Origin of the sequence: Amycolatopsis nalaikhensis (assembly GCF_030264295.1) — a bacterium.
GTDB lineage: Bacteria > Actinomycetota > Actinomycetes > Mycobacteriales > Pseudonocardiaceae > Amycolatopsis > Amycolatopsis nalaikhensis.
Window position 1 is genome coordinate 5,847,548 of record NZ_CP127173.1, and the last position, 26,759, is coordinate 5,874,306.

The 26,759-nt window shown below is 67.6% G+C and carries 25 protein-coding genes and 1 pseudogene; 15 read left to right on the forward strand and 11 right to left on the reverse strand.

Annotation, left to right across the window (positions count from 1 at the left end; genetic code table 11):
• Positions 1 to 23: 23 nt before the first annotated feature.
• The 7 genes and pseudogenes from QP939_RS28675 to QP939_RS28705 all read left to right on the forward strand — a co-directional run bounded on the left by QP939_RS28675 (position 24) and on the right by QP939_RS28705 (position 6,898).
• Positions 24 to 1,118, forward strand: coding sequence for an alcohol dehydrogenase catalytic domain-containing protein (locus tag QP939_RS28675; protein ID WP_285449319.1), 1,095 nt, complete (start codon positions 24 to 26; stop codon positions 1,116 to 1,118).
• Positions 1,115 to 2,551 carry an aldehyde dehydrogenase family protein gene (locus tag QP939_RS28680; protein WP_285449320.1) on the forward strand — a complete coding sequence of 479 codons (1,437 nt, stop codon included), beginning with the start codon at positions 1,115 to 1,117 and terminating at the stop codon, positions 2,549 to 2,551. Before QP939_RS28675 ends, QP939_RS28680 begins: the two co-directional genes overlap by 4 nt.
• Positions 2,548 to 3,683, forward strand: a pseudogene (locus tag QP939_RS28685) (CaiB/BaiF CoA transferase family protein). The gene QP939_RS28680 and the pseudogene QP939_RS28685 overlap by 4 nt, the downstream one beginning before the upstream one ends.
• A 25-nt stretch (positions 3,684 to 3,708) precedes the next feature.
• Positions 3,709 to 3,846 carry a 3-hydroxyacyl-CoA dehydrogenase NAD-binding domain-containing protein gene (locus QP939_RS28690; protein WP_285459867.1) on the forward strand — a complete coding sequence of 46 codons (138 nt, stop codon included), beginning with the start codon at positions 3,709 to 3,711 and terminating at the stop codon, positions 3,844 to 3,846.
• On the forward strand, positions 3,807 to 4,421 hold the full coding sequence (locus tag QP939_RS28695; protein WP_285449321.1) for a 3-hydroxyacyl-CoA dehydrogenase NAD-binding domain-containing protein: 615 nt from the start codon (positions 3,807 to 3,809) through the stop codon (positions 4,419 to 4,421). Before QP939_RS28690 ends, QP939_RS28695 begins: the two co-directional genes overlap by 40 nt.
• A gap of 4 nt (positions 4,422 to 4,425) precedes the next feature.
• Positions 4,426 to 5,667, forward strand: coding sequence for a hypothetical protein (locus QP939_RS28700; RefSeq protein ID WP_285449322.1), 1,242 nt, complete (start codon positions 4,426 to 4,428; stop codon positions 5,665 to 5,667).
• A gap of 34 nt (positions 5,668 to 5,701) precedes the next feature.
• Positions 5,702 to 6,898, forward strand: coding sequence for a hypothetical protein (locus tag QP939_RS28705; RefSeq protein WP_285449323.1), 1,197 nt, complete (start codon positions 5,702 to 5,704; stop codon positions 6,896 to 6,898).
• Positions 6,899 to 7,246: 348 nt separating this feature from the next.
• Here the strand turns inward: QP939_RS28705 and QP939_RS28710 are convergent, their stop codons facing one another.
• The gene (locus QP939_RS28710; RefSeq protein ID WP_285449324.1) at positions 7,247 to 7,504 is read right to left on the reverse strand and encodes a hypothetical protein; all 258 of its coding nucleotides are present in this window, start codon (positions 7,502 to 7,504) and stop codon (positions 7,247 to 7,249) included.
• Positions 7,505 to 7,637: 133 nt separating this feature from the next.
• Positions 7,638 to 7,856: a hypothetical protein gene (locus QP939_RS28715; protein WP_285449325.1), complete on the reverse strand. Its 219-nt coding sequence runs from the start codon at positions 7,854 to 7,856 to the stop codon at positions 7,638 to 7,640.
• A 224-nt stretch (positions 7,857 to 8,080) separates the two neighbouring features.
• Here QP939_RS28715 and QP939_RS28720 point away from each other — a divergent pair, with 224 nt between their 5' ends.
• From QP939_RS28720 to QP939_RS28735, 4 genes are all read left to right on the forward strand, one after another.
• Positions 8,081 to 9,289, forward strand: coding sequence for an IS110 family RNA-guided transposase (locus QP939_RS28720; RefSeq protein WP_285449326.1), 1,209 nt, complete (start codon positions 8,081 to 8,083; stop codon positions 9,287 to 9,289).
• Positions 9,290 to 9,530: 241 nt separating this feature from the next.
• Entirely contained in the window at positions 9,531 to 10,895 is a 1,365-nt protein-coding gene (locus QP939_RS28725; RefSeq protein ID WP_285449327.1) for a Mu transposase domain-containing protein, read from the forward strand.
• A 31-nt stretch (positions 10,896 to 10,926) separates the two neighbouring features.
• Positions 10,927 to 11,715, forward strand: coding sequence for an IS21-like element helper ATPase IstB (istB, locus tag QP939_RS28730; protein ID WP_285448855.1), 789 nt, complete (start codon positions 10,927 to 10,929; stop codon positions 11,713 to 11,715).
• The gene (locus tag QP939_RS28735; RefSeq protein ID WP_285448856.1) at positions 11,705 to 12,082 is read left to right on the forward strand and encodes a hypothetical protein; all 378 of its coding nucleotides are present in this window, start codon (positions 11,705 to 11,707) and stop codon (positions 12,080 to 12,082) included. The genes istB and QP939_RS28735 overlap by 11 nt, the downstream gene beginning before the upstream one ends.
• Before the next feature lie 6 nt (positions 12,083 to 12,088).
• Here QP939_RS28735 and QP939_RS51915 read toward each other — a convergent pair whose 3' ends face one another.
• The 8 genes from QP939_RS51915 to QP939_RS28770 all read right to left on the reverse strand — a co-directional run bounded on the left by QP939_RS51915 (position 12,089) and on the right by QP939_RS28770 (position 20,617).
• Positions 12,089 to 12,598: a bifunctional DNA primase/polymerase gene (locus tag QP939_RS51915; protein WP_352247649.1), complete on the reverse strand. Its 510-nt coding sequence runs from the start codon at positions 12,596 to 12,598 to the stop codon at positions 12,089 to 12,091.
• Positions 12,599 to 13,549: 951 nt separating this feature from the next.
• Positions 13,550 to 13,999, reverse strand: coding sequence for a hypothetical protein (locus QP939_RS28740; protein WP_285449328.1), 450 nt, complete (start codon positions 13,997 to 13,999; stop codon positions 13,550 to 13,552).
• 80 nt (positions 14,000 to 14,079) lie between these two features.
• A complete protein-coding gene (locus tag QP939_RS28745) occupies positions 14,080 to 15,423 on the reverse strand; it encodes a NucA/NucB deoxyribonuclease domain-containing protein (protein WP_285449329.1) in 1,344 nt (447 codons plus the stop codon).
• 78 nt (positions 15,424 to 15,501) lie between these two features.
• Positions 15,502 to 16,620, reverse strand: a complete 1,119-nt coding sequence (locus QP939_RS28750; RefSeq protein ID WP_285449330.1) for an FG-GAP repeat domain-containing protein — start codon at positions 16,618 to 16,620, stop codon at positions 15,502 to 15,504.
• 1,040 nt (positions 16,621 to 17,660) lie between these two features.
• Positions 17,661 to 18,197 carry a hypothetical protein gene (locus tag QP939_RS28755; RefSeq protein ID WP_285449331.1) on the reverse strand — a complete coding sequence of 179 codons (537 nt, stop codon included), beginning with the start codon at positions 18,195 to 18,197 and terminating at the stop codon, positions 17,661 to 17,663.
• 352 nt (positions 18,198 to 18,549) lie between these two features.
• On the reverse strand, positions 18,550 to 18,855 hold the full coding sequence (locus tag QP939_RS28760) for a helix-turn-helix domain-containing protein (protein ID WP_285449332.1): 306 nt from the start codon (positions 18,853 to 18,855) through the stop codon (positions 18,550 to 18,552).
• Positions 18,856 to 19,505: 650 nt separating this feature from the next.
• A complete protein-coding gene (locus QP939_RS28765; protein WP_285449333.1) occupies positions 19,506 to 19,796 on the reverse strand; it encodes a hypothetical protein in 291 nt (96 codons plus the stop codon).
• Positions 19,797 to 19,972: 176 nt separating this feature from the next.
• Complete coding sequence (locus QP939_RS28770) at positions 19,973 to 20,617, reverse strand: hypothetical protein (RefSeq protein WP_285449334.1); 645 nt, start codon at positions 20,615 to 20,617, stop codon at positions 19,973 to 19,975.
• Positions 20,618 to 20,974: 357 nt separating this feature from the next.
• On the opposite strand from QP939_RS28770, the gene QP939_RS28775 reads away from it, so the two are divergent.
• The 4 genes from QP939_RS28775 to QP939_RS28795 all read left to right on the forward strand — a co-directional run bounded on the left by QP939_RS28775 (position 20,975) and on the right by QP939_RS28795 (position 24,718).
• Positions 20,975 to 21,649 (forward strand): hypothetical protein, encoded by a 675-nt coding sequence (locus QP939_RS28775; RefSeq protein ID WP_285449335.1) that lies wholly within the window; start codon positions 20,975 to 20,977, stop codon positions 21,647 to 21,649.
• Positions 21,650 to 22,446: 797 nt separating this feature from the next.
• Positions 22,447 to 23,457, forward strand: a complete 1,011-nt coding sequence (locus QP939_RS28785) for a pentapeptide repeat-containing protein (RefSeq protein WP_285449336.1) — start codon at positions 22,447 to 22,449, stop codon at positions 23,455 to 23,457.
• Between the two features lie 89 nt (positions 23,458 to 23,546).
• On the forward strand, positions 23,547 to 24,035 hold the full coding sequence (locus QP939_RS28790; RefSeq protein ID WP_285449337.1) for a Uma2 family endonuclease: 489 nt from the start codon (positions 23,547 to 23,549) through the stop codon (positions 24,033 to 24,035).
• A 254-nt stretch (positions 24,036 to 24,289) separates the two neighbouring features.
• On the forward strand, positions 24,290 to 24,718 hold the full coding sequence (locus QP939_RS28795) for a transposase (protein ID WP_285449338.1): 429 nt from the start codon (positions 24,290 to 24,292) through the stop codon (positions 24,716 to 24,718).
• Positions 24,719 to 24,912: 194 nt separating this feature from the next.
• On the opposite strand, the gene guaB is transcribed toward QP939_RS28795, so the two are convergent.
• A complete protein-coding gene (gene guaB, locus QP939_RS28800) occupies positions 24,913 to 26,424 on the reverse strand; it encodes an IMP dehydrogenase (protein ID WP_285449339.1) in 1,512 nt (503 codons plus the stop codon).
• Positions 26,425 to 26,759: the final 335 nt, after the last annotated feature.

The following is a 26,759-nucleotide window of genomic DNA, read 5'->3' on the forward strand; positions in this document are numbered from 1 at the left end:
CTGCCCGACAAGGAGAACTCCCCATGGTGAAGGCCGCCGTCCTGCGTGCCCCGGACGAGCCCCTGGAGCTGTGCGAGATCGTCCTGCCCGACCCCGGACCCGGGCAGGTCCGCGTGCGGCTCCAGGCCGCTGGTGTTTGCCACTCCGACCTGTCCCTGGCCACCGGCAAGCTCAAGCAGCCCGTCCCGGCCGTGCTCGGCCACGAAGGCGCCGGGACGGTGATCGCGACCGGCATCGGCGTCACGCGCGTCGCCGTGGGTGACAAGGTTGTGCTGAACTGGTCGCCGTCGTGCGGGCTGTGCTGGTTCTGCGCCCACGACGAGCCGTACTTGTGCGAGCACGGCGACGACGCCGCGCGCGAGCCCTACGCGACGCTCGACGACGGCACCCCGGTCTACGCCGGGCTCGGCACCGGCACGTTCGCCGAAGAGACCGTCGTGGGTGAGCGCGCGGTGGTGCGATTACCGGAGTCGGTCGACCTCGATCTGGTCGCCGTGCTGGGCTGCGCCGTGCTGACGGGCGCGGGCGCCGTCTTCCACACCGCCGACGTCCGCGCTGGCCAGGCGGTCGTGGTGCTCGGCCTCGGCGGCATCGGCCTGTCGGTCGCGCAGGCCGCTCGCGTGCGGGGAGCGCACCCGATCATCGGCATCGACACCTCGGCGGAGAAGGGCCTGCTGGCGCAGGCCCACGGGGTCACCGACTTCGTCCCGGCCGGCGACGACGCGGCGAAGAAAGTCCGGGCGCTGACCGGCGGCCGCGGCGCGGACCACGCCTTCGACTGCGTGGGCGGCTCGGCCACCACCCGGGCGGCCTGGTCGGCGGCCCGGCGCGGCGGGCACGTCACCGTGGTCGGGGTCGGCTCGCTCCGCGACACCGTCGAGTTCTCCTCGCTGGAGCTGTTCTGGTTCGGCCGGACCCTGCACGGCTGCGTCTACGGCTCCAGCGACCCCGACACCGACGTCCCCGACCTGCTCGACCTCGCGGATTCCGGCGCGCTCGACCTCGCCGCGCTGCGCACCGCCACCACCGACCTGACCGGCATCAACCAAGCCTTCGACGACCTGCGGCGTGGCCACGGCGTCCGCACGGTCGTCCGGCTGGACGGGACCCCGCAGTGACCACCACGTTCACCCTGCCCGACACCTCCGCCTTGTTCATCGGCGGGAAGTGGTGCCCCGCCGCAGGCGCCGAGCGGATCGCCGTCCGCAACCCCGCCACCGAGCAGGTGATCGCCGACGTCCCGGCCGGAACCCCGGACGACGTCGACGCCGCCTGCCGCGCCGCCGCCGACGCCCTGCCCGTCTGGTCCGCGGTCCCGCCCGCCGAACGCGCCGCCGCCTGCCGCGCGATCTCCGCCGGGCTCGAAGCGCGCGCGGAAGACCTCGCCGACCTCATCACCGCGGACCTCGGCATGCCGAGGGCCTTCTCCCGCAGCGTCCAGGTCGGCCTGGCCGTCACCGACTTCGCGAACCTGGCCGACGCGGCCGATCAGCACGTCTACGAAAGGGAAGCCGGCAACTCGATCGTGCGCGAGGTGCCGGTGGGTGTCGTCGGCGCGATCACGCCGTGGAACTTCCCGCTGCACCAGGTCGCGGCCAAGGTCGGGGGAGCGCTCGCCGCGGGCGCGCCGGTCGTGCTCAAGCCCAGCCAGGTCACCCCGCTCGGCGTGTTCGTGCTGGCCGACGTCATCGCCGGGCTCGACCTCCCGCCCGGGGTGTTCAACCTGGTCTCCGGCGCCGGAGCCGCGGTCGGCGAGGCACTGGTGCGGCACCCGGCCGTCGACTTCGTGTCGTTCACCGGCTCAACTGGCGCCGGCTCCCGCGTCGCCACGCTCGCCGCCGGCCGCGTCCGCCCGACGGCCCTCGAACTCGGCGGAAAGTCGCCCGCCGTGCTGCTCGACGACCTCGACGACACCGCCTTCGAGAAGGCCCTGAGGCGCGTGATGGCCGGGTCCCTGCTCAACTCCGGCCAGATGTGCAGCGCCCTCACCCGGATCATCGTCCCCGAACACCGCCTGGACGCCGCCGAGCAGATCCTCGCTGCCGCGGCCGGACGCTTCCGTGTCGGCGACCCCTTCGACCCCGACGTCCGGCTCGGCCCTGTCGTGTCCGCGGCCCAGCGCACCAGCGTCCGCGGCCACATCGAGCGCGCGATCGCCGAGGGAGCGCACGTCGTCACCGGCGGCCCCGACGCGCCGGACGGCCTGGACACGGGCTACTTCGTGCGTCCCACGGTGTTCTCGCGAGTCGAGCGGGACAGCGCGATCGTCCGCGAGGAGGTCTTCGGCCCGGTGCTGGTCTTGCAGACCCACCGGGGCACTGACGACGCCGTCGCGGTCGCCAACGACACCGAGTACGGCTTGGCCGCCGGTGTCTTCGGTGCGGACGCGGAAGCCGTCGCGTGGCGGATCCGCGCCGGGCAGGTCGAGGTCAACGGCGCGGGCTTCAACCCGGCGGCCCCGTTCGGTGGCTTCGGCGATTCCGGCTACGGGCGCGAGTTCGGCGGCTGGGGGATCGACGACTTCCTGACCACCCAAGCGGTTCAGCGGTGAAGCCCCTCAGTGGGCTGGTGGTCGCCGACTTCGGCCGGGTGCTCGCCGCGCCGTACGCCACGATGCTGCTCGGCGACCTCGGCGCCGACGTCATCAAGGTCGAACACCCCGAAACCGGCGACGACACTCGCGCTTGGGGCCCGCCGTTCGCCGGTGGGGAAGCGACCGACTACCTGTCGGTCAACCGGAACAAGCGGTCCATCGCTCTGGACCTGAGCACCGAGCGAGGTCGCGAGCAAGCCCGTGAACTCGCGTGCCGGGCCGACGTGCTCGTCGAGAACTTCAGGCCCGGCACGATGACCAAGTTCGGCCTGTCCTACGAGGACCTCCAGCCGGACAACCCGCGGCTGGTCTACTGCTCGCTGACCGGGTTCGGCTCCGGCCGGGGCTCGCAACTGCCCGGCTACGACCTCCTGGTGCAGGCGGTCGGCGGGCTGATGAGCGTGACCGGCCCAGCACCCGGGAGCCCGGTCAAGGCGGGCGTCGCGTTGGTCGACGTCCTCACCGGACTGCACGCCGCGGTTGGCATCCTCCCCGCGCTGCGGGACCGCGACCGCACCGGCCTGGGGCAGCAGGTCGAGGTCAACCTGCTGACGATGCTGCTGTCGAGCATGGTGAACCAGAGCGCGGGCTGCACGCTGGCCGTCACGTGCCCGGGATCCTCGGCAACCGGCACCCGTCCATCGCGCCCTACGAGGTGTTCCCGGCGGCGGACCGGCCGATCGTGATCGCCGTCGGCAACGACCGACAGTTTCGACGTCTGTGCGAGGCTCTTGACCTGGCCGACGACGTCCGATTTGCCACGAACAGCGACCGCGTCGCGAACGTCGACGAGCTGTATAGCGTGCTGGCCGCCCGCCTGCGGCAGCGGCCGGCGACGGAGTGGTTCGAGTCACTGGCGGCCCGAGGTGTCCCGTGTGGAGCGGTCAACGACCTGCCCGCCGCCGTGGCACTCGCGGAAGACCTCGGGCTGCGACCGACGGTGCCCGTCGACGAACTCGAGCTGATAGCCAACCCGATCGGGCTGTCCCGGACGCCACCGTCCCACGACCGGCGTCCACCGCGGCTGGGGGAGCACACTGCGGAAATCGAAGAATGGCTGGAAGGAGCCGCTGGTGCCGGACATCCGTGACGTTGGAGTGGTCGGCGCCGGTCTGATGGGTGCGGGTATCGCCGAGGTCTGCGCTCGCGCTGGCCTGCGCGTCGTCGTCATCGAGGTCACCGAGGCGGCGCTCGAATCAGGCCGGACCCGGTCTTGGGCGCCCTCGACCGCGCGGTGGCGAAGAACCGGCTGACCGCACAGGTTCGCGACGAGACCGTCGATCGTTTGACGTTCACCACCGACCTCGACGCCTTGGCCGAGGCGGACCTCGTGGTGGAGGCCGTCGCGGAAGACGAGCAGGCCAAAGTCGAGGTCTTCACCGCGGTCGAAAAGGTGGTCCGCCGGCCGGACGCGATCCTGGCCAGCAACACCTCGTCCATCCGGGATCATGAAGCTGGGGATGGCGACCACCGCCCGGCTCAGGTGGTTGGCATCCACTTCTTCAACCCGGTCCCGGTACTGCCTTTGGTCGAGATCGTTCCGTCGCTGCTGACCAGCCCTCGGACCCTCGACCGCGCGGCCGAGTTCACGGTCGGGACGCTGGGCAAGCAGGTGATCCACGCGAAGGATCGTGCCGGGTTGGTCGGCGACTACCTCCAAGCCATGGCTGACCGCCCACTGCATCTCGCGACGCGTATCCCCCGGCTGAGTGGTCTACCGCCGGTGTCGCCGCCGCGGACTGTCGGTGGCAAACGTTATGGTGAATACCGGCTGGGCGTGAACGCGCAGGTCGTTGCGTGTTTGCGACAACCCGCCGGAGGGATGTGAATGGGTGACAGATCAGCAGTTGTTCTCGCGCAATTACCTGCAGACATGGCTGGAGAAGAGGCAGCGCGACGCGATCGCCGAGGTGCAGCGAGTCAGCGCCGATGAGATCTTGGCGCGGCCGCACGAGCAGGTGGCCGAGGAGATCATCGACCGCTACCTGGTGCCCGAACCCCGCCTGGATCTGGGTGCGATGACTGGTGAGGTCGGCGACCAGCAGGTCGACATCTCCGGCGACCCGATGCGGGTCGTGTCTAACCGGTCCCGGCCGTTCCACGTTCCGGGTAGCCGGATTATGTTCAAGGTGCCCTACACCGGCCCGACGGACGTGCTCTACATGCAGGCCAGCACGTACTCGTTCGCCCCGCCGCACGCCAGTGTCACCGACGGGTACATCAGCGTGTCCCGTGACGTCCCGGCCGACGTCCTGGAACGCGATCGCAACAGCATCATTGCCGCGTTGAAGGCCGAGATCACGAAAATCGACACGCACCTCGACTACGGCCGCAGCGACATCGCCGCAGCGAACGAGCAGCTGCGCGCCGGCGTGGCCCGGGCCGCGCAAGCCCGCCGCGCGAAGGTGCTGGCCGACCGGGACACCGAGGCTATCCTCGGGGTTCCGTTGCACCGCGACCAGGAGGCGGTGAAGACCTATCGGGTCCAGCCCGTGTCCCGGCGGCAGGTAAAGCCGACGCGGCAGGCTCGCCCGCATCAGCCGTTCGCTCCGGAGCCGGCCGTCACCGCAGAGGACTTCGCGTACATCATCGGCGACATCGTCGCCACCACGCGCATGTTCGAGCGGCTCGCGGTCACCTATGCCGACCAGCGGGAAGAGAGACTCCGGGATCAGATCCTGACGGCGTTGCACAGCATCTACGGCGCCGCGACCGGGGAGACGTTCAGCAAACGCGGCAGGACCGACATCTACCTGCCCTGGGACGGCGGGGCGGTGTTCCTCGCCGAGTGCAAGTGGTGGTCGGGGCCGAAGAACTTCGCCGAGCACGACCTGCCGCAGCTGTTGGACCGCTACATCACTTGGCGTGACACGCACGCCGCGATGGTGCTGTTCATCCGCAACAAGAACGCCACTGCCGTCATCGCCGACGCCGAAAACATTGTCCGCGCCCATCACCGCTATCTGCGTGACGCCGCGCCGCTCAACTGCACGCCGGTGTTCGTGCTGCACAAAGACGGCGACCCCGACCGCGAAATCACCCTTGCGCTCGTCACTGTCGCTATCCACGACTGAAACACCCGGAATGACAGTGAGAGACCCAGTGTCGATGAATGACCGCATCATGGCCGAAGTTCAGCGGGTCAACGAGCACACGCGAGCGATGCTGGCTACATACCTCGCGTGGGGCCACAAGATCCGGGTTGGCCAGGTGCAGCAGTGGATGTACAACGAGCTGATCGATTTCGTAAACTTCCGGATGGAGACCGCCGACACCTGCCTGCAGCTGGTCGACCGGGGCAAAGTAGCCGACGCACTGGGGCTGTGCCGGTCGCTGCTGGAGAACTATCTGCTGTTCATGCTCATGTGCCGGGGCCGCAAGTACTTCCGGCTAGAGGACCGCACTGATCTCACCGATGGCCAGTTCAAAGCCTACGTCGCTGAGCAGAAGGAACAACTGGCCTCACAGCACCGGGCCGGCACCACCGCGCGTCTCGCCGTCGACACGTATCCACGCGCGAAGCGGCACCTCATGCACATCTTCGAGGGGCTCAAAGACGAAGATGACGCCGAGTTCGTGATCCCGGTGCACTACTTCTACTTCAGCAACTTCCGTCCCGAGGTAATGCGGCTGTGGCAGGGCGACTATTTCGAGTACGTCGCCTACGAGCCCGACACTCAACAGGTACTGCGGGAGCACCAACGGGACGCCACCGTCGTCTACAAGCACTACCTGTCTTACGATGCGCTACTGACCTGCCTGGAACTCAACGAACTGGCAGACCGCGCCGTCATCGCCCGTATCGAAGCGCACTACACGTTCCTGGGCCAGTTCCTGCACCCCACCAACGATGCTGCCCGCAACCTGCACGAATCCAGCAACTACCACCACGGCAAACCCGCCATCGGTATGGCCACGCACTACACGCCGGCGGCGCATCTGCTAGCAGCACTGTACGTATGCCATCTCGTTGCGGGCCTCCTGGACGAGATCGCGCATCTGCATGAGAACGCCCCGCAGAAATTCATCGCCGAACCAGGAACCGAGGATCTGCGGAATCTTACCGCCGACGTGCCGACCAGGTACGGATATTTGTGGTTCCTGTTCAACGACGCGCCGCTCTATGACAAGTTCGTGCACTGCGTCAGTCACGCCACCGACGACGAACTCGCCGCCTACGGCCACTACTCCCACACGCCGAACGACCGCGTCATGTTCAACCAGCACATCTACGACCAGCTCACACAAGCCCTCAATGGCTGGAACAACCGCAGAGTCGGAACCTACGCACCACCGATCCCGTAGCTGGCCAGGGGTGTCGCTCGCGGCTTGCAGCGGGCGGTGATGATCCGATCCGTGGCCGACCAGGACAACTGTTGCTCTCAGCCAGGGCAGCGGCTCGATCACGTTGACGGAAACCTGGCACCCACGTCGTCGGTGGTGATGAGCCGGCCACGAGACGGGGCGAGCAGCTTGCCGAGCCAGCCGTCCTCAAGCGGGAGAAGCGCCGCCCTCAATCCTTGTGCGGGCTTCTCCGCGTGCTTCGGCGTTGACCCCGACCAGCCACAACCACGATGAAACCCCAATGGGGCGCTTGGCTCCGGCGGCGGCCCGCGGCACGGTGGGCATAAATCCAAGGGCAGGCCGGGGACGTCAGGCGGCTTCCGGAGGGTTCAGCGCCGAGCGGCCTTCCGCCGACAGCGCCGCTGGGACGCGCTCGCCGGCCACGCCTAGGCGGGCGGCGCGGACCAGGCCCGCGTGGATCAGGGCCCGGGCGGCCGCCTGGTCGCAGCAGGGCAGGCCGTCGACGAACATGTCCGGTTCGCGGCTGCAGGTGATCTGCGCGCGGCCCGCGGCGACCGCGCGCAGCATCGCCCGCGCCCGGTAGGTGGTTGCGATCCGGTGTTCCATGGTGGATCTCCTCCCCTCCACGAGGGCTTTCGAGGGACTGCACCCCAAGCACAGCACCGGATCGGGTCAGCAACTGTCTCACTCTGAGACGGACACCTCCGACGGGTGCCCGGCGAGGGGGTCACGTGGATCTTCAGATACGGGAACTGCGGCAGGCTGCGACAGTGCGTGAAGGCGTGTCGCCGGGGTTGTCGTCACCGGCGTTGCAGCTGCACTTCGACGACTCGACCAGTTCGTCCAGGTTCTCGATGGATTCGATCTCGGCCGGTCCCTGCTGCGGGACGGCGAGCGGCACGGGAATGGTGGTGCCGTTCGGGGCGCGCCGCTCGAGTGGGACGAGGACTGCGGTCATGGTTTCCTCCATAAGATTGTTGGTGTTCAGGACGGGATGTTCTGGATGCCCGGGGCGATGGGGTGTGGCTGATGGTTTCTTGCCGTGGGTGGCTTGCGAGGAGTGGCTGCCCTGTCGTTCTGGACGTCCTGGCCGCTGATTGAGATCTGCGTTTGGTCGCTGTTTATGGAGATGCCGGCGGGTTCGTCCACGGGGTTGAGCTGCGAAGACAGGAGGCAGGCTGGGTGGCCGCAGGCAAGGTGTGGGTCGGTATCGATGTCGGCAAGAGGTTCCATCACGCCTGTGCGGTGGATCAGTCCGGCAAGACCGTGTTCTCGCGGAAGGTGGCCAACGGTCAGGCCGCGATCGAGCAGTTGATCGCCCGGACCACCGCGAAAGCCGCGGAGGTGGTGTGGGCGGTGGACATGACCTCCGGCCCCGCGGGCTTGTTGATCGCGTTGCTGCGCGCGACCGGGCAGCCGGTGCTGTATGTGCCGGGCCGGCTGGTCAACCGGATGGCCGGCGCGTTCGCCGGTGAAGGCAAAACCGACGCCAAGGACTCCCGCACGATCGCCGAAACCGCCCGGCTGCGCGGTGATCTGACCCCAGTGCCCGACCCGGACGAAGTCGTGACCGATCTGCAGGTGCTCACCGCGCGCCGCGAGGACCTGATGGCCGACTGGGTGCGCGGAGTCAACCGGATCCGTGAGCTGCTCGCATCGATTTTTCCCGCGCTGGAGCGGGCGTTCGACTACTCGACCCGCTCGGCGCTGGTGCTGCTGACCGGGTTCCAGACCCCGGACGGCATCCGCGAGGCGGATGCGGCCGGCCTGTCGGCCCATCTGGCAGAGCATGGTGCCTGGGCCCCAGGTATTCCGTCCATGGTGGACAAGGCCCTGGCGGCCGCGGCGGAGCAAACCGTGGCCTTGCCGGGGGAAGCGGTGACCGCACCGTTGATCGCGAGGCTGGCCCGGCAGCTGCTGGACTCCGACCGGGAGATCAAAGACCTGGACAAGCAGCTCGCCGACCGGTTCGCCGGACACCCCGACGCCGGGCCCATCACCAGCCTCGACGGGTTCGGCCCGATCCTCGGGGCCCAGCTGCTCGCCGGGACCGGCGGCGACCTGCAAACGGCGTTCCGCAGCCCCGGGCATCTGGCCGCCTACGCCGGTCTCGCCCCGGTGCCCCGCGACTCGGGGCGGATACGCGGCAACCTGCACCGCCCCCAGCGCTACCACCGCGGCCTGCGCCGGGTCTTCTACCTGGCCGCCCTCTCGGCCATCAAACGCCCCGACAGCCCATCCCGAACCTTCTACCTGCGCAAACGCAGCGAAGGGAAACGGCACACCCAGGCCCTGATCGCCCTGGCCCGCCGCCTGGTCGACGTCATCTGGGCGCTCCTGCGCGACCGCCGCGAGTTCCATCCCTCACCACCAGCCGCCGCCGCTGCTTGACACGGTCATTGAGACTCCTTTCGGTTTCATCGGTGCTGGCAGTAGGTGCTCAGCGGGGCTTGGGCTTTCCGATAGAGCGTCACCAGCGGCATGCACGTTGATGGTGCTCTCTGAATAGGGCCAGTCCTGCTCTCTGAAATTCCCCAGTTGGGGTGTCCTGTCGGCGCGTCGTTTGCGCTGGTCAGCGGCCTCCGGGTGACGGTTTCGGTGTTGATCACCGTGACCGTGGCCGGAGGCGTGGATGCTCACTCTGGAGGAAGACGTGGAGGCGCAGGCGCTGCGTGCTCAAGGCTGGTCGGTCTCGGCGATCGCGCGACATCTCGGGCGTGACCGCAAGACCATCCGCCGCTACCTGGCCGGCGAGGTGGTGCCGGGCAAGCGCCGGTCGGCTGTGGCTGACCCGTTCGAACCGTTCGTCGGCTACTGCCGCGCCCGACTGGCCGACGACCCGCATCTGTGGGCGGCGACGCTGCTGGACGAGGTCGCCGAGCTCGGCTACGAGGGCGGCTACTCGACGTTCACCAGGGCGCTGCGCCGCTATCAGCTGCGCCCGCACTGCGAGCCGTGTCAGGTTTCCCGCGGCCGAGACGTCGCGATCATCACCCACCCGTCGGGCGAGGAAACCCAGTGGGACTGGCTCGAGCTGCCGGACCCACCGGCGAGCTGGGGCGCCGGGAAGCAGGCACATCTGCTGGTCGGGGCGCTGGCGCACTCGAGCAAGTGGCGCGGCATCCTGGCCGATGCCGAGGACTTCCCACACCTGGTCGAGGCCCTCGACGCGGTGGTCCGCCGGCTCGGCGGGGTGACCCAGGTCTGGCGCTTCGACCGGATGGCCACGGTCTGCTACCCCGCCTCCGGCCGGATCACCCCGGCGTTCGCGCAGGTCGCGAAGCATTATGGGGTCCGGTCGGTGACGTGTCCGCCGCGGCGCGGGAACCGCAAGGGCGTGGTCGAGAAGGCCAACCACTCGGCCGCGCAACGCTGGTGGCGCACCCTTGGCGACGACGTCACGATCGCCGAGGCCCAGGCCGGGCTGGACCGGCTCGCGGCCAAGCTTGACAGCCGTCGCCGGGTCCTCGATGGCGAGCGCACCACTGTCGCTGGTCTGGCCGCGGCCGAGCGGCTGCACGCGCCGCCGCTGGTCGCGTTCCCGGCCGAGTTCGACCTGCCCCGGATCGTCACGCCGCAGGCGCTGGTGTCCTTCCGCGGCAACTCCTACTCCGTCCCACCCGGGCTGGGCGGCGCGCAGGTTCAGGTCCGCCACCGGCTCGGCGCGGACGTGCTGCGGATCGTCACCGACCGCGGCGCGACCGTCGCGGTTCACCACCGGGCCTCGGACGGGGCCGGGCGGGTCGTCCGCGACGACGGGCACGTGATCGCGCTCGAACACGCCGCGATGGGCGCGTTCAGCACCGACCGGCCCTGCACCCACAAGACGCGCCGGCCGCCGTCGGCGGCGGCGTTGGCCGAGGCAGCGAAGCTGCGCGGTCTGCCCGCGACGGGGCCCGCGGCCCACGTCGTGATCGACCTGGCCACCTACGCCGCCACCGCGGCGAAGCTGGCCAGCGCACCCACCCATGAGACCTATGAGTCCGAGGAGGACTGATCACTTGTCCGGAAACCGTTCAGGGCCACAGATGAGCGAGGCCCGCCGCTATCAGCAACTCCGTTCACACTTCTCCTACCTGAAGCTGGACAACGCCGCCGAAGCCCTGCCCCGAATCCTCGACCAAGCTCGCGCGGAGAACCTGTCGATGACCGCGGCGCTGGAGCGGCTGCTGGAGATCGAGGTCAACGCCACCGAAGAACGCCGCCTGGCCGGCCGGTTGCGGTTCGCCTGCCTCCCGGATCCCTGGACCCTGGCGGACTTCGACTTCGCCGCCCAGCCTGGGGTCGACGAGAAGCTGATCCGCGACCTGGCGACGTTGCGGTTCCTCGACGACGCGTCCAACGTGTTGTTCGTCGGGCCGCCCGGGGTCGGCAAGACGATGCTGGCCACCGCGCTCGCCCGCGGGACGGCCGAGGCCGGGAACCGGGTCTACTTCACCACCGCGGCCGACCTCGCCGCCCGCTGCCACAAGGCCGCGGTCGAAGGGCGCTGGCAGACCTGCATGCGGTTCTTCGCCGGCCCGAAGCTGCTCGTGATCGACGAGCTCGGCTATCTCCCGTTGCCCGGCGACGGGGCCTCGGCGTTGTTTCAGGTGATCAACCAGCGTTACCTGAAGTCGTCCACGATTTTGACGACGAACGTCGGGATTGCTGACTGGGCAACGGCTTTCGGGGACGCGACCGTCGCGGCGGCGATGCTGGACCGGTTGCTGCACCGCGCGACCGTGGTCGGCATCGACGGCCCGTCCTATCGGCTCCGCTCGCATCAGTCCACATCGGACAAGCTGCGCAAGGCGGTGAACGCACATGTCTCCTGACCCGCACGACCCGGACTACAACGCGACCCGCAAGACCTGCCCGATCTGCTGGGAAGCGTTCGTCGCGACCGGCCGACAAGCCAAGACCCGGCTCTACTGCTCGCGCCAGTGCAAACGCACCGCGGCCGCCCGCCGGGAGGTCGAGCGCACCACTCCTGCCTCCAGCACCGCCAGGCCCTTCGGGACACCGCCTCCGGCGGCGACCCCGCCGGCACCTGCGGCGCCGCTGCCGCACATTGCGGCCCAGCGGGACTGCCCGCACTGCGGCGGCCCGGTCACCATCGTCGCGCTGCTCACCACGCCCGAAGCGGCCCGGCCGCAGATGCCCGTCGCGGCACCCGACGGAGTGATCCCGCTCCGCCGCTGACACCGGTTACGCTGCACTCCTCAGCTGGCCCATTTCGGAGAGCATGGCTGGCCCATCTCGGAGAGCGCCATCAACGTGCCGCAGCTGCCCTGCAGGCTGCAGCCGGTGCAGCCGCCTTGGCGCAGCAGCAGCCGGTCGGCGATCCCGCCGAGCCGCGACAGCGTCGCGGGGGATCGAGGCGGGCGCGACGATGAACCGCCGCGGCCGCGGCGGGCGATCCGCCATCCGGGCCGGCCGGCGTGTATTGCGCAGGGTGTTGTCCTCGCCGACCCGGAAATACAGGTGCTCGCTGGGCGAGGGTCTGCGGACTGAGTAGGTGTCGTTGGGGTAGGGCTGGCCGGCTCGCCAGGCCAGGACGTCGCGGTCGTGTCGGGCGTCGGCCCACTCCGGCGGAGGTTGTTCGCCAGGGACGAGGTCGAGCACGTACAGGTTGGACGGGCCACAGACGATGCTGGTTCTGTTGGTCTGATGTGACCGCGTTTGCCCATGGTTGGTGACCGGCCCCTGCGTGGGCACCGGTTCTGCATCCGTGAGTTTTGACCGCTCCCGAGGGTTGCGGTTGGAGGATGCCTGTACTCCAGACGAGGATGCCGGAATGCCTCCACAGTCGAAGGTAGAGCTCTACGCGGGGATCACCCAAGGCGCCCGGAAGGTCCACAGTGTTGACGCCGGGAAGCTCCGCCGGACCTCGTCGATGACCGGCATCAGCCAGGCCATGAGATCGATCACGACGAGGTAGCCGATCGAGAGGCGTGGTGGTCAGGTTCAAGCTTGTCCGCGATGTCCTCGATCAACCGGCCCCGCGGCGTCGACGCGCTCGAGCTCGCCGTCTGGCCTGGTCATTGACCTCGTCGAATTTCGATGGGCTCGGTGTCAACCTGGGGTCGGGCAGAGTTGCCTCGATAACCGCACGATGGGGTTGATTCAGGAACATGCTGGTCCGAGACCCACCGGGCTGCGTAACCGCGTCCGTACGAGCACTCGAGCCGGGATTCTCACGGCGAAGCCCAAGGCCGATACGGCAGATACGGCGAGATCCTCGTTCCGCCATTTGCCCGGCGATGTGGCATCCGGGTCGACGCTGGTCGGCGCTCGTGGCAGCTGGAGGGGTCGAGTTATCTAACGCTGTGTATTGGGTAGTGTGCGGGGTGAGTCCGGGGAGGAGGTCGTGTTTGTGTGGCGATGGTTGCGAGTTGCGCTGGCCGTGTTCGGGCTGCTGTTGGTGGCGACGTCGGCGTTGGTGTGGTGGTCGGCTGAGCGGGCGCTGGGGCCGGCTCCGGAGGTGCGTTCATCGCCGCGTGGAGGGTTGTCCTCGTGCCCGGTGGTGCGGCCGGGGCAGGTGACGTGTGATCCGCCCGCTCTGTCGAGTGGCACGGTGACAGTGGTGGTCGTGCTGTCCGCGCTGGGACTCGCCGCGTTGTTGAGCGTGGTCGTGATCGGCGCGCTGCGGCGGCGTCGGCTCTCGGCTTAGGCGGGCCAGAGCTGGATGAGCCAGCGTTCGACTCCGGCCTCGAAGCTTCCCTCGCCGAGTTCGACGGTGTCGCGCTGGTTGCCCACTGCGACCCGAGCGTGATGGACGCCTGGCGCCAGGAGTTGCAGGGTGTGCTCGCCGAAGGTGGCGGTGACCGACTGTAGCCGGATCTCGGAAGTGAGGTCGCAGGTCAGGTCGAGGACCTGGTCCCAGCCGGAGTGCTGGTCGTTGGGTGGTGAGTAGTCCCAGAGTTCGACGCGGACCGTGGGGTAATGGTCGGTGGCGGCGCTGTGCAGCAGCAGGCCGCCCGCGCCACCGACAGCGGTCCAGGAGCCGGTGGGGACGGGCAGGGCCAACGAGTTGCGGTTCATGGAGACTTCCTGGAGCACGAACTGGCCGTACTCCACCTCGACGGTGTCGTCGATGGCGGCGATCAGTCGTGACATCCCGGTCTCCTCTTATGTGGCGTCTGGCAGATCGTAGCGGGGCCCACCGGGTCTCGGCGGGCTCCGCTGGCGGGTGGTGGTTAGGGGACGATCTCTACGTAGAACGGGTCGCCGTCGAGGATGTGGTCGTAGCCGAGCCACGTGCCGTAGATGCGTCCGGCGGTTTCGTTGTGTTCCTTCTTGATCGCGCGGACGGCGTAGTCGAACACCGTGCTGGTCTTCACGCGTGCGGCGTTCTCGTAGGTGGTGGCGAAGGGGTATTCGTCACATTGGCGGGCATTTCCGTTCGAGTCGACGGTGTACTTCGGTCCCCAGTAGAGGCGGCAGGTCTTCGGTACCCTGCGGCGGGAGGCCTTGATGTCGTTGTTGAAGTCGTAGGCGGAGTACAGGCGGTGGAGCGGGGCGCCGTTGAGGACGCCGGGCACGCGTTTGCCGGCGATGCCGGGCTTGGTGAGGGTGATGTCGGTCTGCGCGTCGCGGATGAGCTGTGCGGACTCTGAGAGGGTCGGGTCGGAGGCGCTGAACCGCAGTACCGAGGTGGCGTCGGGAGCGACACATTTGCTGCCGGTGACGTAGGCGGCGCTGTCGCAGCGCATCAGCACGCTGGGTGAACTTGTGGTCTCGGGGCCTTCGATGGGGGATTCCAGGACGATGAACAGGCCTGCTGCGAGGAACCCGCGCATCTCAGCCTTGTAAGTGGTGTCGGAGGTCGCGGTGGTGGTCATGGTCTTGGTGAAGCTGAAGTCGGTCCCGGCTGCGGCCTGCCAAAACGCGACGCTGTTGCGGTAGACGGTCGGGCCGTTCGGCTCGGTGCAGGTGCTGGTTCGGCTGGGATCGGCGTTGTCGCAGCTGAGCTGGATTGACAGCGGCCATTCCTTGTAGGTCTTGCCGTCGTCGGCGAAGTTGCCCATTCGCATGTCGAAGCTGACCGCGTTCTGGCGGTCGACGGCAGTGGCTTTGAGCCCGAGTACGAAGTTGGTGTGCCCGACCTCGACGAGAGTGCCGTTCTGCAGTTCGCGGTAGGTGACCTTGAAGGCTTCGAAGCGGCAGAAGTTGAACTTGTCCCGGTACCAGTAGGAGTTTTCCTCGTTGTCGTAGGTATGGCCTGCGCATTCTTCCCACGTCACCGGGGTGTAGGCCTGAACGGAGGCGTCGGCGAAGCGAGGAGATCGCGCATCGGTGATCACCGGGTGTTTGCCGGCGTCGGCGAGGTGGTTGAGGGCATCCCCACGGGGGTGGTCGTGTAGGCGGGCCACGGCGCGGCGGGTCTGCTCGGCGGGTGGGAGCAGGCTGTCGCCGACGCCTCCCGTGCCCAGCGTGATCCCGGGTTGGAGGGCGAACCGCCCGGGCGGGGTGTCCGCGACGGCGACAGCAGTCGCGTCAGTGGCGATGGTCGTCAGGGCCAGCACTGCTGCGAACAGCACTGTTCTGGGTCTGTGCATGAGGTTTCGACTCCAAGCGGGGAGGATGAATGTCCAGGACTTGTTCGCTGCCCGGCGTGACTAGGTGATGAGGTCCATGACACCCCAGCCGGCGCCGATCACGACCGGGGTGCCGAACGTGGCCAGCCCGCGGATTCCGGTGAAGGGGAACACGACCAGGGCTCCGTCGCGGCCGCGGACGACGACGTCGTCGCGGCCGTCGCCGCTGAAGTCGCAGAGGGACATGATGTCGACGAGGTCGCCGGTGAACTGCCCGGAAGAAATTTGGGTGCTCGTCGGAAGCCAGGTGCTGGTACTGGCGACTGTTCGTGTGTGGGCGGTGGTTTGCATGTCGCCGGTGGCGATGTAGTTGGTGGTGAGGTTGGGGAAGTCGTTGCTCCACTCGGTGGCCAGCAGCCAGCCCAGTCGGCCTTGCCGGACCAGGATGCGGGCACCGAAGGTGCTGGTGCCGTTGAAGACGTGCGTGTGGGGGTAGAGCCAGAGGTTGTCGTTGAGGTCGTAGGCGAGGATGTCGTCGAAGCCGTCCCCGTTGACATCGGCCAGCACGATTTCGTACATGCTGTTCCAGCCGGTGCCGATCACTACGGGTGGCTGGACAGTGTTGAACCCGTTGAGTGTGCCGCTGTGCGGATAGACCAGCAGCGCGCCGTCGGAGGTGCGGCGGGCGAGCACGTCCGCGGGCATCTCGGGCACTGTTTCCGGGTCCTGGGTGTCGCCGGTGATCTCGGCGACACCAAGCCAGTTGTAGATGTTCCAGCCTCGCCCGATCTCGACCCGAGGTGCCAGTGTTTTCGTCCCGTTCAGGGCGCCGGAGTTCGGGTAGACCCACAGTGCGCCGTTGTCCACGCCGGGCTGACGGGTCAGGATGTCCGGCAGCCCATCACCGGTGAGGTCGCGGGACCGCGCTGAGGAACGCTGTGTGTAGTCCGCCGCGACGGTAGTTCCTGGCGCTGTGGGTGCGGGAGATGCGGACACGACTGCGCCGGGCTGAATGGCCACAGCGGCAAATACTGCTACGACGACTCCGAGCCGCCATGAAGGCCCGCGCATGGGCATCACGCCCTTCCGATGGTCGACTGCGTTGCTGCGGCGGTATGTCTGTGCTTGCTGTGATGCGCTGACTTTGGCATGCAACATCCCGTTCCGTGTCGGACCTGACGACAGCAGGAAGTGGCACACGGGATGACTTGTCAGTCATGAGAATTCGTCGCGCACGACGTCGGCAGTGCACGATGATGCCCCCTCGGCGCCCCTCCCCGGCGCTGCACCAACTATTCGTTGGTGTCCTGCACGCTATCGATCGTGCTGGTCGGCAAGCAACCATGTAGCAGGTCAGACAACCGCATTGAGTATCGAGCTAGCTACCACGGGCACAGAGAGTGGATCACTGCCATTGTGACTAGGGCATACGTGCGACGACGGCTCGGTACCGACGCGGACTCCGCGGAACGGACGAGTTGGGCAGCTGTCGAGCCACCATCTTTCCGATGGGCGGTGTTGGCCATGAAGGCGGTCGGGTCGTGCAACGTGCTCAAGGGATTGTCGGTCCGGTGGCGCGCCACCCGGCCCTCGGTCCGTGGAGCAACCCAGGCGACCGCGGCGCAACACGACACCGGAAAGCGGCGACAGCCCGACAGTTCGACGGACTGAACGCGAGGAAGGCGCACCCCGCGGTGACGACGTTACTGACTAGCTCGCCCAGCGGACCTTCGAGCAGATCCACGGGTTCTCCGGCTAGGCTGGGGCGCAGCCGGTCCAGCGAGCGTGCGTCCCCGTGGTTGTCGGGCAGGCTCTGGTCGAAGATCGTGACGCCCGCGGCGGTCAGTCCTGCCTACACGGTGCCCCCACGACTCGGCAGCTCATCCCTACCTTGGAGTAGCGCCGCAAGCGGTCAATTCGATACGGCCAACTGCAGCAGTCAATTCGTTAGCACTTTCCCGCATGTGTACCCGATCGAGGGACTCCCGCGTCATCGGTAGCAGCGGCAGCCGGGACGAACCCGTCGGCCGTGGCCGGCTTCCCCGCGGCGGCGTGCATGGCATGACGACCGGCAGGTCGCGCCGACCCAGCTCGGCAACGCGATCCAGCGTTTCGGGGAGTACGGGCGCAATTGGTACCGGCTTGAGTCGCAGGTGCTCTGGCACGAACTGAACGCGGCCGTCGGGACGTCTGTCACGGCGGTCTGGCCGTGCCTCACCACGAGCCGGGTGCGCGAGGGGTCATCCAGGCATGGTCGAGGAGTCGCTCGATGCGGGCCGGCCCAGGGGGAGCAGCGCGTTGTCGGGCAGGCCGTGCAGCAGAAGATGCCATCCGGTGCGGTGCTGGTCGAACAGGACGGGATGGTCGCCCGCGCGGGCCTCGTGCTCCCGCAGGTAGCCGGCGCTGAACGGCAGGCCCAGGTACGCGAGGCCGTCGCCGCCCCAGGTCGGGTCTTCCACGGCGCCGTCGGGGCGGACGCACCAGGCGTGCGCGGCATACAGGCCGGACCCGGCGAGCGCGAACCCCTCGGTGTAGGTCAGCCCGTAGGTCTCGCTGTGCAGGGTGGCATTGGCGTAACAGCGCTGCTCCGGACCACGGGGCCGGCCGGGCGGGAGGTCGGCCGGGGTGAACCAGCGGCCGCGGTCGAGGAGCAGAGCCTCGATGCTGGAGTAACGTCGGTCGGGCAGGTCCGGCCACAGCCGAGCGTTGTTGCGCAGCAGCTCCGTCAGTTCTGCTTGCCGCCGCAGCACCGGCGCGCGCGTGTTCTCCCCGGGCACCTGATGCATCATGCCCGAACCAGACCCGAGACGGTGCGACCGGTTCACCGCCGTCGCAGGCGAGGCCGGCCCGCCGCTGCGGTCCCGCAGATCGCTGCGGCGCCGGGGCTCAGCCGAAGGCAGCACAGCTTCGGCGACCGGCTGCCCAGAGCGGTATGGACGGCGCTGGTCGAGCCGGAGCGGCTGCTTGACCGCAACACTGACCGCGACGAGTTCGAGTACGTCGTCGACACCACCGGGTGCTCAGCTACTGCAGAGGGTCAAGCGGTGTGGATACCTGGAAGTCATCAACGTGCACGACCGGCCCGCTCGCCAACCTTCGAGACTGCATCTGCCGGACCGGACGACTGAATCACCTTTCAGGAGCCTGCTGCGGCTGGGGGATCAGGGCGATCGACAATTGCACCTGCAGTGCCGCCGCGATGCGCGCGAGCACTGGCAGTGTCGGGATCCTGCCGCCAGCTTCGAACCTTGCCATCGCAGACTGTGTCATTCCCGCCCGCTCGGCAACTTGAGTCTGTGTCCAGCCTTGCGCCTCGCGTAACGTCCGAACCTCGGCTCCCAGTTCGAAGGCTAGCCGAGCCGCGTCGTAGGCGTGGTGGGCACGGTCAACGCCGACCTCCTCGCACAGTTCAGTCCAGGTGGCGCGATCGGTCATGTCGACTCCTCGTCTGGTACGTGTCGACCAAGCTGCCCTCGGCGGGCAGGTTGAGGCAGAACGCAACGTGGTCGATCGCGTTCCGCTGAGGTCTTTGGTCGATAGCGGACCGCTGGCTCAAACTCGAGCATACCCGAGTTATAGCACGGGTGCTATGTCGAGGCGTAGAGTGACGAATTCTCACGGGTGGTAGCACCATCATCGTGGCCTGACCACAGGTGTGTCATGACGTCGCTCGAACGCGACTTGTGACCGCGAGCGGGTAGCGTGTCACTCGCGGGTCCGGTTGTACTCTCCCCTCGTCGATGGGGCCCGCCCTTTGTCGGGTATGCAAGGGTTTCCGGTATCGTGGCACGCTTCAGGCAGGCATCGCCGATACCGCTACGGGTGCCGCGACCACGGCTGCGACCGGCACCCTGTCGGCTTTGGGCAGGTCGGGCGTTCGATGTCGAGGGGCAGCCACCACGGTGATCGCCCGTCCGCAAGCTGACCAGGACCCCCGAGTGAAGCCTTCGGGGCTCCGCGAACAGGCGAGTGCTGGGCTTGCAGCCGATAACGAGACCGCGGATCGCCCTCGGCGGCGACGAGAGCTGATTCTGCTCTTGCGCGGCACGCGAACCGCCCGGCGACGAGGCGCTTGCATTGGAGTGTCAGTTCCGCAGCGTGACTTTGGCGGCGGGGTTGACAGGCACGGTCCAGGTGGGAACCCAGAGGACCGTGTCGTCTTCGGTCACATCCGGGCGCGGCGGGCGCAGTGGGCGGCCGTCGGCGAGCAGGTCGAGGCGGGTCACTTCGGCGTAGGTGTAGCGGGTGGGCGATTGCGCCAGGTGCGGGCATACCGCCTCGGCGAGCGCGAGGCAGCGTGGGTGCAAGGCGGTGTCGGAGAGCACCTTGTCGCCGTGGAGCACGACGAGGGCAGCGGTTCGCCGCAGATCTGGCACAGCCAGGCGTCTTGGGCGAGGACTTGGCGGGCGCCGTCCAGGAGCCGCCACCACGGCTTCCCGTTCGATACCGGCGTCACCCACGGGTGCGGGCGGCCATCGAGAAGCGGACGCGGCCAGCCGGCGCCGGGAGCAGGCCGGTCTTCGCCGCGGCGAACCCGATCCAGCTGCACTCACTACTGCGTCACATCCAGGCCAGCAGCGGCACACTGCGGGTTCCTGCAGACGAGCAGGTCTCCCCGTTCGGAGTCCCGCGTGAGTCCACCGTGGCAGTCCTGGCATCGGAATACCACCGGCGAACGTGGCCGCGTCACGACGGCGGAACCGTTCGTTCCCGGCTTTGCCGCCCCGGGGTCATTGGTGATGTCGCCCGTCGAAGGGCTCGTCGAGATCGAGGCAGCAGGTGTGAGACCGCAGATGTCGTACTCGTCGTCGTTGGCGAGGTCGCAGCCGACCAGGTCGACGCGCTCGTGGCGGGCTACGGCGTAGATCAGGGTGGGCGAGCCGGCTGTGGTGTAGTGCGGGCACACGGCGGCGGTCAGTCGTGCGCACCTGAGGGAGCAGACGGCACCGCCGTACATTTCGACCAGCGTGCCGACCTGGGTTGCCGGGGCTAGGACGTAGACGATGTCCGACCGTGGTACGCCGCAAACCTGGCAGAGGTCTTCACGCCGCATGCGGTCGGCGCGGTGGCTGTCGAACTTCCACGGATCCCACTTAGTTCGCGGCGTGCAATCACCGGTGGTGGCTGCGGCGAGCCATGGTTGCGGGCGTTCCCGCGGTCGATCCGGGCGAGGTTGCCCAGCCCGGTCGAGGTCCACGGTGCACTGCGTTCGTGGTCGAGGCCATCGCCCCTCGCCCGCATCGGCCGCAGCCGGGCAAGGACAGCAATGCTGACCGCAAGCCTCCATCACGATCGGCTCCCGTGCTCCTTCACCCATACGATCGACGAGCAGCTCTGCGCTGTAAGCAGATTAACCGGTTCATCCATGCCGGGCGGCGAAGGGCGGGAACGACGAACAAACGGAGAGGCGCTGTGCCCCTGGCCGGTCGTCGCGAGGCCAGTCTCCGTCGTGCGTGGCGCCGAGCCCAGCGGCAGAAATGACCACCTGAGATGACGTGGCAATACGGCCGATCGAGTGTTTCGCAGGAAAACGCTCAGATGATAGTAATTGCTCGTGTCCATATCCCTGGTTCAGTCGGCACTGATCAGTGCCGGGACGGCGGCAGCGGTCACGATGCTGGTCGAGTATGCGGCGAAACCTCGACTCGAGGCCAGAAAAGACCGTGTAGTCGAACGCATGCGGTTTCGTCGGCAGATGGAAGCCCGGCTGCTCTCGCTTCCTCACGACCTCAAGTACCTCTACGGGCTGGAGTTGGCAAATATCGTCTGGTTCATGGGAGCGCAGAATCTCGACGACATGAGCGAGGAGTGCGGCCAACTCTATGTCGAGTTCGGAAAGTTCAGCGATGGGCTACCCAAGCGACAGCGCGACGTCGTCGGCGGGTACCTGCTGCAGCTGTCTTCGACTTTGATCGCGTTACAGTACAACGTCTTCCTGTACAAGGAGACCGGCATCATCGGCCAGCTAATCCGCGACAAACAGGTCCAGAAAGTCGGCACCGCTGACCATATTCACATGATGGTCGACACCGTCTACGAGTGCGTTGCGGGTGCCTATAGTGCGTTGGTGCTCTCGCCCGCGCGGCCAATCCGATTCGTGGAACGCCTACGCAAGTTGGCCCAGCATCAGAAGAGATTAGCCGCAAAATTCACGAACGGTGATCCCGACTCGGGCGATGCCGAAGCAACAGCATCCACGGCCGATCCACGAGTCAGCAGCAGCGACTGAGGTACAAGGTGGCGGCTTGACCATGCGACGTTGTGGAGCGCGATGGGTCAGGCAAGCACCTCTGCAACCCGTTCGCGCCCCACGCTCGAAGGAAGTCGGCAGTTCCGGCGGAAAGGCGGAAGAGTCGGGATCGTGAAGACGACCTGAATCCGGGCGCCGTCGGCTACCGGCGCGATGCCGTGGAAAAACCGTGCCGCGGCGGGTGACGTTGTGCCACGGCGAGGAGACGCCGCACCGGCGCGTGGAGGTCTACCACCTCGACGAGGCTCCGTGGCCGTCACATCGGCCATGCTGGTTCCCGGCCCGCGACCAGGTTCGCCCGGGTACTGCCGGGGGCAACTCCACGGCGGCCAGATCGACCCAGGCGTTGACGAAGGAGCAGCCATGAGCTTGATGACAAGGCGGAGAACAAGGCCGACGAGCTGAAAGGCAAGGCCAAGGAGGCGGTAGGTGAGGCCGCCGGAAACGAGCGGTGGCAGGCCGAAGCCGGGCCGAGCAGGGCACCGGCAACCTCAAGCATGGTACTGGTAAAACGAACATCGCGAACTGTCCCTGTGGAGGATGCTGGACTTCGTCGCGTTCGGCCAGCCGGACGGTTTCGTTCGATCGGGTGAACTGTGCAGGGCCGGGGCGCGGCAGGCCGATTTCGGTGAGCGCTCTGTCGGCGTTCTGTGACGGGACTGTCTCAGGGAGCGGCGACGGGGACATGTGCTCGTAGCGGCGGAGCCTGGCCGCGTGATTGTTCTCGTATGACGAGGTGGGAGAACGGTCGCGCGGTGCCGCGGCAGGCCGGTAGGGTGCTGGCGTTGGGTGGCCTGTCGCTGTTGGTGGCGGTGTCGGTGCTGCTGGGATGGCCCGATTGGGCGGCGGTGGGGCGATGGGGCCGGCCGCACGCGATAGCGCTGGTGCTGCTGGCGGTCACGGCGGTGTGCGTTGTCGCGGGGATCTGGCTGTTGCGGGGCGGCCGGGCACCATCGGCGCGGACGCCCGTGATGAGCTGGTGGTTCGTGGCCGGCGCGGCCGTCGTCGTCATCATGGTGGCGTGGGGTGCGATGAGTTGGCTGCTGGGCGAGGCCTCGGCGGCGACGGATGTCGGGGCTGTCCGGGTGGATGCGATCAAGACCGGGCTCGGGATCGGCGCGGGCACCACGGGCATCTTCGCGTTGTTGCTGGCGGTGCGGCGGCAGTGGCACAGCGAAGTCGACGCGACCGAGAAGAACGTCACCGAGCTCTACACCAAGGCTGCCGACCAGCTCGGCTCCGATCAGGCCCCGGTCCGCATGGCCGGGCTGTACGCGCTGGAACGCCTCGCCCACAGCAACCCCGGACAGCGCCAGAGCATCGTCAACGTCATCTGGGCCTATCTGCGGATGCCCTACACCTTGCCCGACGATCAGCCACCCGAGGCTGACACCGACGAAGCTCGTGTGCTCCTCGCCGAACACCGGGAACGGACCCAAGAGCGCGAAGTCCGTCTCGCCGCCCAGCGCATCCTTACCGACCACCTCAACCCAAACCGTCCCCATGTCTTCTGGGCGGACATCGATCTCGACCTCTCCAACGCCCATCTGATCGACTTCACCTTGGACAACGCACGAACAGGGAAAGCCCGGTTCACTCGCGCGACCTTCTCCGCCGCCTCGTTCCGCCGTGCGACCTTCTCTGATACCGCCTGGTTCGACTATGCGACTTTTTCCAGTATCGCCGAGTTCGGCGACGTGACCTTCGATGGCATCGTTTCATTCGACGGCGCGACGAGCGACGGCGCACCGTTCACACCCGTCCCAGCTAAGGCGTCATTGTCTTAGGGCCATCGGTTCGTGTGCGGTTGTCGCTGCGGCCTGCAGTACGATCCGATGACAGCAGGTGACGGTGGCGTGCAGACGGGTGGCGTGTGGTGGAGACGGTGTTGCCGGAGTGGTTGCAGCTCTCGCCCGAGGGCGTCACGGCGGCGGACTATGCGGCGCTGCCGGAGGACGTGTGCCGGCGGGTTGAGATCGTCGATGGCGCCGTCGTTGTCCTGCCCGCGCCGTTGCGGTCGCATCAGCTGCTGGCCCGGCGCCTCGCCGACGTGCTCGAAGCGAACAGCGGGCTGGAGCTGGCGGTCGTGACCGGTGCGGATTTGCGGATCCAGGAGGCGCCGTTGGTGAAACGGCGCCCGGACATCGCCGTCTACGACGCGCGGGTACCGGATGAGCAGGTGTTGCGGCCTGCGGATTGCCAGGTCGTGGTTGAGGTCATGTCCTCGGGCTCAGCGACCGCGGATCGGCTGGGCAAGCCAGCCGAGTATGCCGCGACCAGCATTGGGCACTACTGGCGAATCGAAGTCGGTGACAGTTCTGCGTCGTTCGCCATGTGCTGGACCGGCGGGCGCAGCGCTACGTAGTCGACGGTGTCGACGAAGGGGTGCTGAGCGTGACCTCGCCGTTCGCCCTCACCGTCGATCTGCGCGCCCTGGCGCTGACGGCGGTCACATGCCGCGCCCGCGTCTCGGAAAATTCGGGGCCCGGCCCATGGCGAGAGTCGACGTAACAACAGCCAGTATTTCCTGCAGAACAGCGGATTTCCGTTGTCTTCGACCGGAAAACCGTCAGGCGTCCGGATTCATGGTTCAGGTGTCAGCGAGGTGCAAGGCTGGAGGTGGACGGGCAGGCTGGTGTGATCGTCAAAGACGACGCCGTTGGCGACCTCAAATGGATCGTTTCCGTCGAATCCAGTGTGGTCCGGGCGCACCAGCACTCGGCTGGCGCCCGCAAAAAAAGGGGGAGGCAGCGACGGCATCGGGTCCCTCGCCTTCGACGGCGACGGACCCGGCAGGCGATGCGAGATCGGCAGGTCACCTTCGTCAGCCAGGAACGCGAAGATCGGATCGCGCGCCGCGCCACCAAAGGCTCCCGCGGCCGGCGACCACCGGCCTGCGATACGAAGATCTACAAGCAGCGCAATGTGGTCGAGGGGTGTTTCAACCGGCTCAAACAGTTCCGTGACGTGGCCACTCGCTACGCCAAATGTGCCGCTTATTACCAGGCCGGACTCACCATCGCCGCGATCGTGCTCTGGCTCCGATGACTTACAGGACTGCTCCTAGGCGTAGCTCCCGCCCTCGGTGGAAAGGTACAGAATCAACGCCACCCTCATGGGTGGCGGCTGACAGGGCTATTCGCAGACAGCAGGTTGTGAGGGGGCGGCACCGTTCTGCCGAGCGGGCCCACGGGCTCCGCTGCGGCGCTGTGAGTGATTGGAATCCCGGCGTCGGGCGTCGATCAGCGACGGCCTGCGGTGTTGTAGTTGGGTGCGTTCGTGGTGATGGTGATGTCGTGGGGGTGGCTTTCTCGCAGGCCTGCCGCGGTGATTCGTACCAGCTGAGCCTGCTGCAGTTCCTTGATGGTGCGGGCGCCGACGAATCCCATGCCGGCTCGGAGGCCGCCATTGAGTTGGTACACGACGTCGGCCACCGGGCCGCGGAACGACGTCCGGCCCTCGATGCCCTGGGGAACGAGATTCTCCTCCGCCAGGACGTCGCCTTGGAAGTAGCGGTCCTTCGAGAACGACTTCTTGCCCTTGCGGGTCTGCATGGCGCCGAGTGAGCCCATGCCTCGGTAGGTCTTGTACTGCTCGCCGTCGATGTACACGAGTTCTCCCGGCGCTTCCGCGGTGCCGGCGAGGAGGCTGCCGAGCATCACGGTGTCCGCTCCGGAGGCGATCGCCTTGGCGATGTCACCGGAGTACTGGATTCCGCCGTCCCCGATCACCGGTACTCCGGCGGCGGCACACGCGAGGGCGGCCTCGTAGATGGCGCTGATTTGCGGCACGCCGACCCCGGCGACCACGCGGGTCGTGCAGATCGACCCGGGGCCCACGCCGACCTTGACGCCGTCGGCGCCGGCGTCGATCAGTGCCTGTGCCCCGGCACGCGTCGCGACGTTGCCCCCGACCACGTCGACCCGGTCGGCGAAAAGACGCTTTGCCGCGGCGACGGCCGCCAGGACGTCGTCCTGATGGCCGTGGGCAGTGTCAATCATGAGGACGTCGACGCCGGCGTCCATCAGCAGCTTTGCTCGGTTGAGGCCGTCCTCGCCGACGCCGACCGCCGCTCCGACCAGCAGGCGCCCCGCGTTGTCACGGGCGGCGTCGGGGAACTGCTCGTTCTTCGCGAAGTCCTTGACGGTGATCAACCCGACGAGCCGGCCGTCGTCCTCGACGATCGGCAGCTTTTCCACCTTGTTCTGCCGGAGCAGCCGCAAGGCGTCGTCCGACGTCACGCCAACCGGGGCGGTGACGAGAGGAGCCTTCGTCATCACCTCGGCGACCGGACGCTGGAGATCCACCTCGAACCGCATGTCGCGGTTGGAGATGATCCCCACAAGCTTGCCGTTGTCGTCCACCACCGGCACGCCGGAAATACGGTAGCGCGCGCACAGCGCGTCGACTTCGGCCAGTGTCTGCTCAGGGCGGCAGGTGACGGGATCGGTAACCATTCCCGCCTCGGAACGCTTGACGGTTTCCACCTGACGCGCTTGCGCGTCCTGGGGGAGATTGCGGTGCAGAACACCGATCCCACCCTGCCTAGCCATGGCGATCGCCATTTTGGCCTCGGTGACCGTGTCCATCGCGGCGGAGGCGAGCGGCAGCTTGAGCGAGACGTTCTTGGACAGCCGCGCAGCGGTGTCGACCTGGCTGGGGATCACGTCGGATTCCGCGGGCAGCAGAAGCACATCGTCGAAGGTGAGGCCGAGGGTGGTGAACTTCGCCGGAAGGGGTTCTTCGCTGACCATGTGCTCGCAGGCGCCTTTCGCTGTCGACGTGGATCCGCCCCAATGTAGTAGAAGGCCAGCGACCTGGGTCGACGTGCCGTATCGAGCCCGACCCAGCGGCCGGTTCACTCGTTCGGCCGCACCCGCCTGGGGTGCGGGCTGCAGGCCGACGCCGGTGAGATCATGGTCACCTTGTCGGGCCGGGCCTTCCTTGATTCACTTCGACGCGGCGACGGGAGGGTCGCTGGGGGTTCGTGCCGCCGTTGGCGCAGCCTGATGGAATCTGGGGGAAATTTCGTGCTGCACGGAAAGGTGCGTCGAACGGTTTCATTCGTCCACCATCCTGATGATTTCCC

Bases quoted from the DNA above. Each gene is read 5' to 3' on its own strand.
- QP939_RS28740 (WP_285449328.1), bottom strand. From the start codon at position 13,999: ATGTCACGACTGATCGCCGCCATCGACGACACCGTCGAGGTGGAGTAC.
- QP939_RS28710 (WP_285449324.1), bottom strand. From the start codon at position 7,504: ATGGAACACCGGATCGCAACCACCTACCGGGCGCGGGCGATGCTGCGC.
- QP939_RS28705 (WP_285449323.1), top strand. From the start codon at position 5,702: ATGAATGACCGCATCATGGCCGAAGTTCAGCGGGTCAACGAGCACACG.
- QP939_RS28760 (WP_285449332.1), bottom strand. From the start codon at position 18,855: ATGACCGATCGCGCCACCTGGACTGAACTGTGCGAGGAGGTCGGCGTT.
- QP939_RS28675 (WP_285449319.1), top strand. From the start codon at position 24: ATGGTGAAGGCCGCCGTCCTGCGTGCCCCGGACGAGCCCCTGGAGCTG.
- guaB (WP_285449339.1), bottom strand. From the start codon at position 26,424: ATGGTCAGCGAAGAACCCCTTCCGGCGAAGTTCACCACCCTCGGCCTC.
- QP939_RS28715 (WP_285449325.1), bottom strand. From the start codon at position 7,856: ATGACCGCAGTCCTCGTCCCACTCGAGCGGCGCGCCCCGAACGGCACC.
- QP939_RS28725 (WP_285449327.1), top strand. From the start codon at position 9,531: ATGCTCACTCTGGAGGAAGACGTGGAGGCGCAGGCGCTGCGTGCTCAA.
- istB (WP_285448855.1), top strand. From the start codon at position 10,927: ATGAGCGAGGCCCGCCGCTATCAGCAACTCCGTTCACACTTCTCCTAC.
- QP939_RS28735 (WP_285448856.1), top strand. From the start codon at position 11,705: ATGTCTCCTGACCCGCACGACCCGGACTACAACGCGACCCGCAAGACC.
- QP939_RS28690 (WP_285459867.1), top strand. From the start codon at position 3,709: ATGGGTGCGGGTATCGCCGAGGTCTGCGCTCGCGCTGGCCTGCGCGTC.